The sequence below is a fragment of the Arthrobacter sp. DNA4 genome, from assembly GCF_024362385.1.
GTDB lineage: Bacteria > Actinomycetota > Actinomycetes > Actinomycetales > Micrococcaceae > Arthrobacter.
In genome coordinates this window covers 2,892,678-2,904,142 of record NZ_CP101466.1, presented here as the reverse complement: position 1 = coordinate 2,904,142, position 11,465 = coordinate 2,892,678, and the positions used below count along the sequence as shown (strand labels likewise).

12 protein-coding genes and 1 pseudogene are annotated in these 11,465 nt (G+C 64.5%); 12 read left to right on the top strand and 1 reads right to left on the bottom strand.

Annotation, left to right across the window (positions count from 1 at the left end; translation table 11 throughout):
- Nucleotides 1-214 precede the first annotated feature (214 nt).
- From prfA to NMQ03_RS13360, 4 genes are read left to right on the top strand one after another with little or no spacing between them, the layout of a single operon-like run.
- On the top strand, nt 215-1,288 hold the full coding sequence (gene prfA, locus NMQ03_RS13375) for a peptide chain release factor 1 (protein ID WP_159631638.1): 1,074 nt from the start codon (nt 215-217) through the stop codon (nt 1,286-1,288).
- A gap of 16 nt (nt 1,289-1,304) precedes the next feature.
- Entirely contained in the window at nt 1,305-2,210 is a 906-nt protein-coding gene (gene prmC / locus NMQ03_RS13370) for a peptide chain release factor N(5)-glutamine methyltransferase (RefSeq protein WP_255172592.1), read from the top strand.
- Nucleotides 2,207-3,064 carry an L-threonylcarbamoyladenylate synthase gene (locus tag NMQ03_RS13365; protein ID WP_255172591.1) on the top strand — a complete coding sequence of 286 codons (858 nt, stop codon included), beginning with the start codon at nt 2,207-2,209 and terminating at the stop codon, nt 3,062-3,064. The genes prmC and NMQ03_RS13365 overlap by 4 nt, the downstream gene beginning before the upstream one ends.
- Nucleotides 3,064-3,831 carry a WecB/TagA/CpsF family glycosyltransferase gene (locus tag NMQ03_RS13360; protein ID WP_255172590.1) on the top strand — a complete coding sequence of 256 codons (768 nt, stop codon included), beginning with the start codon at nt 3,064-3,066 and terminating at the stop codon, nt 3,829-3,831. The genes NMQ03_RS13365 and NMQ03_RS13360 overlap by 1 nt, the downstream gene beginning before the upstream one ends.
- Before the next feature lie 46 nt (nt 3,832-3,877).
- Here the strand turns inward: NMQ03_RS13360 and NMQ03_RS13355 are convergent.
- Nucleotides 3,878-4,774 (bottom strand): annotated as a pseudogene (locus NMQ03_RS13355) (glycosyltransferase).
- A gap of 289 nt (nt 4,775-5,063) precedes the next feature.
- Between NMQ03_RS13355 and NMQ03_RS13350 the strand changes: the two are divergent.
- From NMQ03_RS13350 to atpA, 8 genes are all read left to right on the top strand, one after another.
- Nucleotides 5,064-6,176, top strand: coding sequence for an MraY family glycosyltransferase (locus NMQ03_RS13350; RefSeq protein WP_255172589.1), 1,113 nt, complete (start codon nt 5,064-5,066; stop codon nt 6,174-6,176).
- Between the two features lie 110 nt (nt 6,177-6,286).
- Nucleotides 6,287-6,769 carry a hypothetical protein gene (locus NMQ03_RS13345; RefSeq protein WP_255172588.1) on the top strand — a complete coding sequence of 161 codons (483 nt, stop codon included), beginning with the start codon at nt 6,287-6,289 and terminating at the stop codon, nt 6,767-6,769.
- Nucleotides 6,762-7,100, top strand: coding sequence for an AtpZ/AtpI family protein (locus NMQ03_RS13340; protein ID WP_255172587.1), 339 nt, complete (start codon nt 6,762-6,764; stop codon nt 7,098-7,100). The genes NMQ03_RS13345 and NMQ03_RS13340 overlap by 8 nt, the downstream gene beginning before the upstream one ends.
- Nucleotides 7,101-7,181: 81 nt before the next feature.
- Nucleotides 7,182-7,982, top strand: coding sequence for a F0F1 ATP synthase subunit A (atpB, locus tag NMQ03_RS13335; protein WP_159631646.1), 801 nt, complete (start codon nt 7,182-7,184; stop codon nt 7,980-7,982).
- Nucleotides 7,983-8,091: 109 nt separating this feature from the next.
- Entirely contained in the window at nt 8,092-8,310 is a 219-nt protein-coding gene (gene atpE, locus NMQ03_RS13330; RefSeq protein WP_003804776.1) for an ATP synthase F0 subunit C, read from the top strand.
- A 54-nt stretch (nt 8,311-8,364) separates the two neighbouring features.
- Complete coding sequence (locus NMQ03_RS13325; RefSeq protein ID WP_175316623.1) at nt 8,365-8,916, top strand: F0F1 ATP synthase subunit B; 552 nt, start codon at nt 8,365-8,367, stop codon at nt 8,914-8,916.
- A complete protein-coding gene (locus NMQ03_RS13320; RefSeq protein ID WP_255172586.1) occupies nt 8,916-9,743 on the top strand; it encodes a F0F1 ATP synthase subunit delta in 828 nt (275 codons plus the stop codon). The genes NMQ03_RS13325 and NMQ03_RS13320 overlap by 1 nt, the downstream gene beginning before the upstream one ends.
- A gap of 78 nt (nt 9,744-9,821) precedes the next feature.
- Nucleotides 9,822-11,459 carry a F0F1 ATP synthase subunit alpha gene (gene atpA / locus NMQ03_RS13315; RefSeq protein ID WP_141160059.1) on the top strand — a complete coding sequence of 546 codons (1,638 nt, stop codon included), beginning with the start codon at nt 9,822-9,824 and terminating at the stop codon, nt 11,457-11,459.
- Nucleotides 11,460-11,465: the final 6 nt, after the last annotated feature.

Sequence of the window (11,465 nt, the reverse complement as noted above, 5' to 3'; positions counted from 1 at the left end):
TTGTCGTTCGGATTTTGCCGCCCCCGCCCCTTCGCTGGGCGGCTTCGATCTTCGATCGTTCGCCGCCCAGCTCCGGCAGGCCCGATGCCACTCCCGGGGCGGCAAAATCCGAACGCCATGCAGTTATCTCACCAAATGCGGGCGCGCGTCCGGACGTGCGGTCAGTCTCCGCATGGCAGTCATTAGACTTGTACAAGTCGAAAGAGGTTTATAGATGTTTGAGTCCGTACAGGGCCTGCTTGATGAGCATGACTCCATCCAGGCGCAGCTGGGGGATCCTGCTGTTTATGCTGACCAGCGGCTTGCCCGGAAGCTGGGGCGGCGGTCGGCTCAGCTCAATGGCATTGTTGAGGCCTACCACAAGTGGGAAGGCATCCGGGATGACCTTGCTGCCGCCAAGGAGATGGCTGCCGAGGATCCCGAGTTCGCTGCCGAGGTGCCTGAACTTGAGGCCGCGCTGGAGACGGCTGCCGCCAAGCTGCGGCGCCTGCTGATTCCGCGCGATCCGGACGACGCCCGCAACGTGATCCTCGAGGTCAAGGGCGGCGAAGGTGGCGACGAGGCTGCCCTGTTCGCCGGCGACCTGCTGCGCATGTACACCCGCTACGCGGAGTCCCGCGGCTGGAAGACCGAAATCATCTCCGCCACGGAGTCGGACCTGGGCGGCTACAAGGACGTCCAGGTGGCCGTCAAAGGCAACTCGAACGACCCCGCTGAGGGCGTGTACGCCCGGCTTAAATTCGAAGGCGGCGTGCACCGCGTCCAGCGCGTGCCCGTGACCGAGTCCCAGGGACGCATCCACACCTCGGCTGCCGGCGTGCTGGTCCTGCCCGAAGTGGACGAGCCGGAAGAGCTCGAGATCAACCAGAACGACCTCAAAATCGACGTGTACCGGTCCTCGGGCCCGGGTGGCCAGTCCGTGAACACCACGGACTCCGCTGTGCGCATCACGCACCTTCCCACCGGCATTGTGGTGGCCATGCAGAACGAGAAATCGCAGCTGCAGAACCGTGAGGCCGGCATGCGCGTCCTCCGTGCCCGCATCCTGGCGCACCAGCAGGAGCAGATCGACGCCGCCAACTCGGAACAGCGCAAGTCGCAGATCCGCACCATGGACCGCTCCGAGCGCATCCGTACGTACAACTACCCGGAAAACCGGATCGCCGACCACCGCACCGGCTACAAGGCCTACAACCTGGACCAGGTCATGAACGGTGACCTGGAACCGGTCATCCAGTCGGCGATCGAAATGGACGAGCAGGCGCGGCTGGACGCCATCGGCGACTGATCGGAAGCTGCCACCCATGACCGAGCCCACCTCCGCGGTGCCTGCCCAGACCCAGACACTGGCTGCAGCTGTCCGTGAGGCTGCCGCACTGCTGGCTGAGGCCGGGGTCCCCAGCCCCCGCGCCGACGCGGAGCTCCTGGCGGACCATCTCCTGAACGTCGGGCTGGGACGCCTGCGCTCCCTGATGCTTGGCGACACTCCCGCACCGCAGGGGTATGGCGAGCTGGTGGCCGAACGTGCGCGCCGGATCCCGCTGCAGCACATCACCGGGGTGGCGCATTTCCGCTACCTGGAGCTGGCTGTGGGGCCGGGGGTTTTTATTCCCCGTCCGGAGACCGAATCGGTGGTCCAGCTGGCCATCGACCACGTCCGCGGCATGCGCAGTCCCCGCATGGTGGACCTTGGCACGGGGTCCGGTGCCATCGCCGGTTCGCTCGCTTCCGAACTTCCCGGAGCCGAGGTGCATGCTGTCGAATTCAGCCCGTTCGCGCACGCCTGGGCGGCGAAAAACCTGGCGCCGCTGGGCGTCAACCTTGTCCTGGGCGACCTGCGCGACGCCTTCCCGGAGCTTAACGGAAGCGTCGACGTCGTGGTTTCCAACCCGCCGTACATCCCCGCCGAAGCCATCCCCAACGAACCCGAAGTAGCCCTGCACGATCCGCCGGAAGCTTTGTACGGCGGGGGAGCGGAGGGCATGGAACTTCCGACGGCGGCAGCGGCCTCCGCTGCCCGGCTGCTGCGGCCGGGCGGCTACTTCGTCATGGAACACGCAGAAGTCCAGGCCGGCTGGATCGCCGCCATGCTTGCAAGGACCGGAACCTGGACAGCCATCACAACGCACCTGGACCTCAACGGCAAGGAGCGCGCCACCAGCGCCGTGCTCGTGGGGGACTCCGCACGGAATGAAAGAATGGGCCAGTGACCACAACTTATGACTGCACCATCGACGACGAGCGGGCCCGGGGCCTGGAACACGCCCAGCGCGCGATCAGCGAGAAGAAGTGCGTCGTGCTCCCCACGGACACCGTCTACGGGATCGGCGCGGACGCGTTCTCGCCCCAGGCCGTCACCATGCTGCTGGTTTCCAAGGGGCGCAGCCGCACCATGCCCCCGCCCGTCCTGATTCCGCGGATCAACGCCCTGGACGGCCTGGCCACCGAGGTCTCGGCTGACGCACGGAAACTCGCCGAGGCCTTCTGGCCCGGAGGCCTGACGCTGATCCTGCACGCACAGCCGTCCCTGGACTGGGACCTGGGCGAAACCAAGGGGACCGTGGCCCTGCGGATGCCTGCCGACGAGGTGGCCCTGGAACTGCTGACTTTGACCGGCCCGCTTGCCGTGTCCTCCGCAAACCGCACCGGACACGCCCCGGCCCAGACCGCAGCTGCCGCCCGGGAGCAGCTTGCTGATTCCGTGGAGGTGTACCTGGAGGGCGGCCAGCGCCCCGTGGAGGGTGAAGCCGGCGTGCCGTCCACCATTGTGGATGCCACCGGTCCCATCCTGCGCGTGGTGCGCAACGGGGCAGTGAGCCTGGACCAGCTCCGCGGGCACGTCCCCGGCGTCCTGGGCCTGGGAGAGATCCCCATGGCCGAAGAGGAAGCCGGCGGTGAGCAGGTTGGTGGTGAGCCAACTGGCGCCGGGCAGCCGGGCACAGGCCAGTCAAGCGCAGCCGATGTACAGGACGACGGCGGGGCCGCACCTGAGGCGTCCGGGTCGTCCGCCGTGACCGGGCCGGCCGCGGAATCCACCACGCCGGCCGGGAACCAGCAGCCTTGATGGCGCTGGACCGCCAGCAGATTCCTGTCCTGGACGTCCACGCCACGCCGTTGCGCGTCCCCGAACTGGTGGCGGAACTGAGCAGCTTCGTTGCGGATGGCTCCACCCGTACCGTCCTGGGCCACAACCTGCACAGCGTCACGCTGGCTTTGTCCGACGACGGATTCCGCCGCCTCTACGAGGACAGCGACGTCGTGCTCCTGGACGGCGCACCCGTGCTGTGGCTGTGGGGGAGGACCGGCAACGCCGAAGGCCCCGTCATGGATTACCGGCTGGGTTCAACGGACTGGCTGCCGGCTCTGGACCAAGTGCGCGGCCTTGAACGGATTGCCGTAATCGGTGCGGGTGCGGAGGCGAACGCGGGGGCAGTCAGCAGGCTGAATGACATCGTTCCGGGCGCCCGCGTGTCAGGCTTTCCCGGTGAAGGATGGGGTCCTGCGCTTGAGGAGGCAGCCGTTGCCTGGCTGCACCGGGAACAGCCGCAGCTTGTCCTGCTTGGCCTGGGCATGCCGCTCCAGGAGGAAGTGCTGCAGCGGCGGCTGGCTGAGATGCCGCCTGCCGTGTACTGCGCCGTGGGCGGCGCCATCGAGCAGCTGGCCGGCGTCCAGAAGCTGGCCCCCCGGTGGCTGGGCAGGATGGGCCTGGAGTGGGCGTGGCGCCTGCTCCTGCATCCCCGCCGCGTGGCCTACCGCGTGCTGGGGGAGCCCTGGGTCCTGTTGTGGCTCCTGGCCGCCCGGAGGCTCGGAAAACCGGGCCTGAACAGGTAACCGGGGCCGGAAGCAGCGGAGCGCGGCAAACAGCGGCAGGGTTCGCCTAGAACTTCTGGTCCTCCAACGGAGCGAAGCCCTTGCCCCGCAGGCCGGTGGTGAACGAATGTGCCCACCCCAGAAAGCCCGAAAGGTCGCGGCGCTGCAGAAAGTAGCCCAGATACCCGCCGACGTCGGCCACGAACGAGCGCACCCGGAAGTAGCGGCGGATCAGGTAGCCCCGGTTCCGGTAATAGTAGAAACGCTTGAAGGCGGAGTCCGGGACGATCACGTGCCAGCGGGCGCCGTAGACGTGCTGCGTTTCCCCGAAGGCGTGCGGGTGCGTAATGGCCGTGGTGGTGACGGTGCCAAAGCGGATCCCGGCCTTGCGCAGCCGGATGGTGAAATCAACTTCATCGCCGCGGATGAACAGGCGCATGTCCGGCAGGCCCACCTTGAAGAACACGTCGGAGCGGATCAGCGCACCGTTGAAGAAGTGGCCGTCGTCCGGCAGGAAGCCTCGTTTCTCCACCTCGGCCCTGTCGTGCGTGACCTTGCCGTCCAGGCGGAAGAAGAAGGACAGCCGGTCGGGATGGCCGGGCGCCGTGACCAAAGGGACCACCGCCTCCAGGTCGCGTGCCTCAGCCTCACGAAGCAGCGTGGCGAGGCATTCCGGATCTGCTTACTCGGCGTCGTCGTCCATCATCCAGATCCAGCGGGCACCGCTGGCGACGGCCTTGAGCGCGGCAAGCGCAAATCCGCCCGCGCCGCCCAGATTCGCTTCCGAGCGCACATAGTCCACGTTGGGGTGCGCCGCTGCCACATCCGCGGCCGGGGTGGTGCCGCTGTCCACCAGGCAAATCGTGTCCACGTGCCGGCTCTGGGCATTGATCGAATCCAACAGGACGGAGAGTTCCTTCGGCCGGTCGAAAGTCACGGCGGCAACCGCAATGCGGGGGGTCATGGGGGTCCTTTCAGCATGGCTGCAAGGGAGTTCCCCGCCTGTTGTGCGCCCGTGTGGCGCGGAGCCATGGTGCCGTTGGCACTAGTATCTTTGACTAGAGTCCACTGTAATACAGCCCTGTAAGGCGCTGCGCGTACGTCTGTGCGCACTGCCTGCTGCGCGCTCGGCGACGGAGAAGTTTCATTTATCGAAGAACAGATTCCCGGCCCGTGAGCCCACCCACCCCCAACCGGCTGCCACATCGGCCGAGCGGCTTTGGCACCACCACCCTTGAAGCGGTTGCCGTCCCATGATCATGTACCTGCTCATGGGGCTCACCGCCGCCATTGTCTCCTACGGGGCCACCTGGGGCGCCCGCATCGTGGGGCACCGGCTTGAGCTGCACCTGCCCATCCGCAGCCGCGACATGCATTCCACGCCGGTGTCCAGGCTGGGCGGGGTGGCAATCTTCCTGGGCGTCATGGTGGCGCTGGTCGTTGCCAGCCAGTCCTTCTTCGTCAAGGACATCTACCGCAACAACTTTTCACCGTGGGGTGTCCTGGCAGGAGCAGCGGTCATCGTCCTGGTGGGCGTGGCGGACGACCTGCTGGACATCCGCTGGTGGGTGAAGCTGATCGGCCAGAGCGCCGCCGGACTGACAGTGGCCATCTGGGGTGTCCAGATGACCATCGTCCCCTGGGTACCTGAACCCATCTACCTCCAGGACGGAACACTGCGGATAGTGCTGACGGCCGGACTGATCGTCACCACCATGAACGCCTTCAACTTCATTGACGGGCTGGACGGCCTCGCCGCGGGAGTGGCCATCATCGGCGGCACGGCGTTCTTCATCACCGCCTACTGGGTCCACCGGAACGCAGTCCTGCTGGACTATTCAGACCTGGCTACGCTCATTACGGCCGTGCTGGTGGGCGGGTGCCTTGGCTTCCTGCCGCACAACTTCTTTCCCTCGAAGATCTTCATGGGGGACTCCGGCGCCATGCTGATTGGGCTCCTCATGGCCTCGGCCGGCGTCGTGTCCACGGGGCAGATCACCTCGGGCCTCTACGACCGTGCCAACGGTATCTCCACCATTATCCCCATCCTGCTTCCCTTCGCCGTCCTCTTCCTGCCGCTGCTGGACCTCGGTCTGGCGGTCGTCCGGCGGACGGCCCGCGGGCGTTCGCCCTGGTCGGCGGACCGCGGACACCTGCACCATAAATTGCTGGACATCGGCTATTCGCACCGTACCGCGGTGGTCCTGATGTACCTGTGGACCGCCGTGCTCTCCTTCGGCGGCCTGGCGTTCGCTGTCTTCCCCTGGCACATCGTGCTCGCCGTGGACATCTTCGCGACGCTGGTCATGGGACTGGTGACAGCGTGGCCGTACCTGTCCCGCGGCAATGGGGAAACCGCGGCGTAACGGCGGTTCTGAATTATTTCTATCTCGTGTAGAATTTAGGGGCAGCCCAAGCTGCCACTCCACCCCCTGCCTCCTGGCGATCTGCCATGTGGTGCCGACGATTGGATCGCATGACCTCCAACGCCGAGTCCGGACCTGCCTCCGGCAATGGACCCGTTGGTACGTCCGGTCCCACCCGTTCGCTCTGGCTGAACCTGCTCAAGCGCAGTTCGATTGCCGCGACGGCCGGACTTGTGGTGTGCGCAATCCCGGCCGGAATCCTCAACGGGGCAACCGGGGCGGTGTCCAGTTTCCTTGGTGGCCTGCTGGTGATGCTTTTCTTTGGCATCAGCCTGCTGGTGGGGCACTTCGTGGGACGCCGCAACCCCTCGGGTGCGATCGGGATGTTCGTAGCAACCTACTTCATCAAGGTAGTTGGCTTCGCCGTTGTCCTGTTCGTCATCGGGGCTCCGGAATGGCTGCACGGCCGCTGGTTCGTCATCGGTGCCGTCGTTGCCGTCGTCCTGTGGCAGGCCGCGGAGATCCACGGCTTCAGCAGGGCACGCCTCCAGATCTACAACGATCCTGAAGACAGGGGATCATCCGATGCGTGATTCGAAAAAAACCGCAGGCGACGGCGACGGCAAACGCGGCTCCAACGGCTCCACGCCGGCTTCTTCCGACGCATCCACCGATGGCGGCTACAACGCTGGAATGGCTGTATTCAGCTACATCATTGGCGGAATCATCGTCTGGAGTTTGATAGGGTGGGGACTGGATTATCTGTGGGGAACGCGCTGGATTGTGCTCGCAGGCGCTCTGCTTGGAGCCGTCGGAGGTTTCTACCTTTCCCACATGCATGGCCTCACCAGTTCCCGCAAAAATGCTGATGGGCGCCATGCTCCCAGCGCACCGTCCCAGGACGGAGAAGATAATGCCAAATAATTTCACAGGGGGAACAGCAGGCTGTCAGGCTGCCGGACCCCGCCCAACGCCCAATGATGGACACTGCAGAGAGGAAACGCGTTGATCGCGCTTGCGCTCCCGGCCCAAGATTCAGGAGAGTTCACTCCTCCTGGTATTAACGAAATGCATTTGCCGGCAATCCTGCCGTGGGGTGCCGCAGAAGGATTCTCCAAGCAGATGCTGCTGGTCCTCCTCTCTGTCGTCTTTATCGCCGTCTTCTTCGTGCTCGCCGCACGCAAGCAGCAGCTGGTACCCGGCAAGCTCCAGTTCGCCGGCGAAGCCGCGTACGGCTTCGTCCGCAACGGCATTGCCAAGGACATCATCGGCGGCAGGGACTTCATCAAGTACGTCCCCCTGCTGTTCAGCCTGTTCTTCTTCATCCTGGTCAACAACATCTACGGCGCCATTCCGGTGTTCCAGCTCCCCACGTTCTCGCACGTGGGTGGAGCGTATGTGCTGGCAGGCCTGGTCTACGTCACCTGGATCGCCATCGGCGTCAAGAAGAACGGCCTGCGGTACTTCAAGCTGGCCACCGTCCCCTCGGGCGTGCCGTGGTACATCCTGCCGATCGTCATTCCGATCGAAATCATCTCCAACTTCGTTGTCCGGCCCGTCACGCACAGCCTCCGTCTGTTCGCGACCATGCTCGCCGGCCACCTGATCGTGATGATCGCCGGTTCCGGCATCGAGTACCTCATCATGCAGGAGAACGTCCTGCTGAAGGGAACCTCAATCCTGGTTCTTGCCGGTGCCATTGCCATGTACATGCTTGAAGCCCTGATCATGGTCCTGCAGGCCTACGTCTTTACGCTGCTGACCGCGATCTACATCGAAGGCGCACTGCACGCCGACAGCCACTAGGCTCACCGGCCGGGCAGCACGCTCCGGCGGCACACCACAGTCTTCCCCTCGCGGGGATGAAGCAACCCAAACAACCTGCCACACAAGTGGCATCTTGAAAGGAAAAAAAATGGAAGGCTCCATCAACGGCTCCCTCAACCTCATCGGCTATGGCCTCTCGGCTATCGGCGGTGGTATCGGTGTGGGTCTCGTGTTCGCTGCCTACATCAACGGCGTTGCACGCCAGCCGGAAGCCCAGCGCGTCCTGCAGCCGATCGCATTCCTTGGCCTGGCCCTGACCGAAGCACTCGCCATCCTGGGCCTGGTCTTCGCTTTCGTTCTCAAGTAAACCTTCAGAACTTCAGCGAACATTCAGAACCGAGTAGATAAGGACGGGTGAAATATGCATCAGCTGATCATCTCAGCCGCCGCTGAAGGCGACGTCAACCCCCTTGTTCCCAATGGCTGGGAAATGCTGGTTGTCTTCGTGGGCTTTGCCATCCTCTTCTTCATCGTGGTCAAGTTTGTTGTCCCGATGTTCGAGAAGACCTTCGCAGAGCGTGCCGAGGCCATCGAAGGCGGCATCGCCAAGGCTGAAAAGGCCCAGGCTGAGGCGTCTGCTGCACTCGAAGAGTACAAGCAGCAGCTGACCGACGCCCGCACCGAAGCCAACCGCATCCGTGAGGAAGCCCGCGCCGAAGGTGCCCAGATCCTCGCGGATCTCAAGGAGAAGGCGGCAGCAGAGTCTGCCCGCATCACCGCGCAGGCCCACGCACAGATCGAGTCCGAGCGCCAGGCGGCCGTTGTGTCCCTGCGCTCTGAGGTAGGCACCCTGGCCACCACCCTTGCCGGCCGCATCGTGGGCGAGTCCCTCGACGACGACGCACGCGCAGCACGGGTAGTGGACCGCTTCCTGGCAGATCTGGAGTCCCAGAACGCAGGTGCAGCTAAGTAATGGCAGGCGTATCGAGCGAATCGCTGGCAACAGCCCTTGGCGCTTTGGAAGCGAAGCTTCCCACGGCGTCGCTGCAGCTGGCAAAGGAACTCTTCGGAATTCTGGGAATGGTGGACAGCTCGGCTGGCTTGCGCCGTGCCCTGACTGACCCCTCCCGCAGCGGTGACGAAAAGTCGGCGCTGGTGAGGCAGCTGGTTGGCGGAAAAGTCTCCGCTGATGCTGCTGAGATCGCGGCCGGTCTGGCCAGCTCACGCTGGGCATCGGCGCGTGACATCGGCGATGCACTCGAGACTCTTGCCGCAACGGTGGTCATTTCCGTTGCTGAAAACAAGTCGGCCGTTTCTGCCTCCGGAATCACTGGCCTGGAGGAGCTGGAAAACGACCTGTTTTCCTTCAACCAGGCTGTTGCCTCCAACCACGAGGTACAACGTGCTCTGTCCGAACCGCAGGCAAGCTCCGCCGCGAAGGCTGCCCTTGCAGAGAGGCTGGTGCCCGGCGTCAGTGAGGAAGCAAAAGTCCTCATTACGCAGGCAGTCAGCCAGCCACGCGGAATCAAGCCCACCAGGCTTGTGGAGCGGTTCGCCGAACTGGCGGCCAAGCGGCAGCAGCGCTGGATTGCAACGGTCAGCGTAACCCGGCCCTTGTCGCAGACGCAGCAGTCACGCCTCCAGGCGGGCCTGAATGCCCTGTACGGGCGGGAACTGAAGGTCAACGTCAACGTTGACCCGTCGCTCATTGGCGGAATCCGCGTCCAGGTGGGAGACGAAGTGCTCGACGCTTCCGTCCTTTCCCGGCTGGGCGAACTGCAACGCCAGCTGACCGGCTAGCCGGACAAGCACAACCAAACTGATAGAAACCCCGGTCACCGTTTGCGGTGATCACAAACAGGAGAGCAGGGACTGCAGATGGCCGAATTGACCATCAACGCCGACGACGTCCGTAATGCGTTGAACGAGTTCGCGGCGTCCTACGAACCCGGAAACGCAGAGCGCGTAGAGGTTGGCCGTGTAACGACCGCAGGTGACGGCATCGCCCGTGTTGAGGGCCTTCCCTCGGTCATGGCGAACGAGCTTCTTCGCTTCGAAGACGGCACGCTGGGCCTGGCCCAGAACCTTGACGTCCGCGAGATCGGTGTCATTATCCTCGGTGACTTCCAGGGCATCGAGGAAGGCCAGGAAGTGCACCGGACCGGGCAGGTTCTGTCCGTTCCGGTTGGCGACGCCTTCCTCGGCCGCGTGGTTGACCCCTTGGGCCAGCCCATGGACGACCTGGGCGAGATCAAGGCTGAGACCACCCGTGCCCTGGAACTTCAGGCGCCCGGCGTGACCCAGCGCAAGTCGGTTCACGAACCGATGCAGACCGGCCTGAAGGCCATCGACGCGATGATCCCGATCGGCCGCGGCCAGCGCCAGCTGATCATCGGCGACCGCCAGACCGGCAAGTCCGCCATCGCGATCGACACGATCATCAACCAGAAGGCCAACTGGGCTTCGGGCGATGTCACCAAGCAGGTCCGCTGCATCTACGTCGCCATTGGCCAGAAGGCGTCCACCATCGCCGCCATCCGCCAGACCCTCGAGGACAACGGCGCGCTTGAGTACACCACCATTGTGGCCTCTCCCGCGTCCGACCCCGCAGGCTTCAAGTACCTGGCACCGTACGCGGGCTCGGCCATTGGCCAGCACTGGATGTACGGCGGCAAGCACGTCCTGATCGTGTTCGATGACCTGTCCAAGCAGGCCGAGGCATACCGCGCCGTGTCGCTGTTGCTCCGCCGCCCGCCGGGACGCGAAGCCTACCCGGGCGATGTCTTCTACCTGCACTCCCGCCTTCTGGAGCGTTGCGCCAAGCTCTCCGACGAGCTCGGTGCCGGTTCCATGACGGGCCTGCCGTTGATCGAGACCAAGGCGAACGACGTGTCCGCCTACATCCCGACCAACGTCATCTCCATCACCGACGGCCAGATCTTCCTGCAGTCGGACCTCTTCAACGCCAACCAGCGCCCCGCTGTTGACGTGGGTGTCTCGGTGTCCCGCGTTGGCGGTGCCGCCCAGGTGAAGTCCATGAAGAAGGTCTCCGGTACCTTGAAGCTGGACCTTGCCCAGTACCGCGACATGCAGGCGTTCGCGATGTTCGCATCCGACCTGGATGCAGCGTCCCGCCAGCAGCTGACCCGTGGCGCCCGCCTGATGGAACTGCTCAAGCAGGGCCAGTACTCGCCGTTCCCGGTCGAGGACCAGGTTGTGTCCATCTGGGCCGGCACCAACGGTTACCTGGATGACGTCCCGGTCGAGGACATCAGCCGCTTTGAAGCCGAGTTCCTGGAGCACCTCCGCCACAAGTCCTCGATCCTGACCACGCTGGCCCAGACCAACGTACTGGACGATGACACCGTTGCCGCTCTGAAGTCCTCAATCGTGGACTTCAAGAAGGGCTTCTTCGGCGAGGGTGACAACCACCTGGTAGGCGCCGGCCACGAGGAGCATGACGCTATCTCCGAGGGCGAAGTCGACCAGGAAAAGATCGTCAAGCAGAAGCGCTAGTTCCGC

Coding starts and splice junctions, on each gene's coding strand:
- prfA (WP_159631638.1), top strand. CDS start 215: ATGTTTGAGTCCGTACAGGGCCTGCTTGATGAGCATGACTCCATCCAG.
- prmC (WP_255172592.1), top strand. CDS start 1,305: ATGACCGAGCCCACCTCCGCGGTGCCTGCCCAGACCCAGACACTGGCT.
- NMQ03_RS13360 (WP_255172590.1), top strand. CDS start 3,064: ATGGCGCTGGACCGCCAGCAGATTCCTGTCCTGGACGTCCACGCCACG.
- NMQ03_RS13350 (WP_255172589.1), top strand. CDS start 5,064: ATGATCATGTACCTGCTCATGGGGCTCACCGCCGCCATTGTCTCCTAC.
- NMQ03_RS13345 (WP_255172588.1), top strand. CDS start 6,287: ATGACCTCCAACGCCGAGTCCGGACCTGCCTCCGGCAATGGACCCGTT.
- NMQ03_RS13340 (WP_255172587.1), top strand. CDS start 6,762: ATGCGTGATTCGAAAAAAACCGCAGGCGACGGCGACGGCAAACGCGGC.
- atpE (WP_003804776.1), top strand. CDS start 8,092: ATGGAAGGCTCCATCAACGGCTCCCTCAACCTCATCGGCTATGGCCTC.
- NMQ03_RS13325 (WP_175316623.1), top strand. CDS start 8,365: ATGCATCAGCTGATCATCTCAGCCGCCGCTGAAGGCGACGTCAACCCC.
- NMQ03_RS13320 (WP_255172586.1), top strand. CDS start 8,916: ATGGCAGGCGTATCGAGCGAATCGCTGGCAACAGCCCTTGGCGCTTTG.
- atpA (WP_141160059.1), top strand. CDS start 9,822: ATGGCCGAATTGACCATCAACGCCGACGACGTCCGTAATGCGTTGAAC.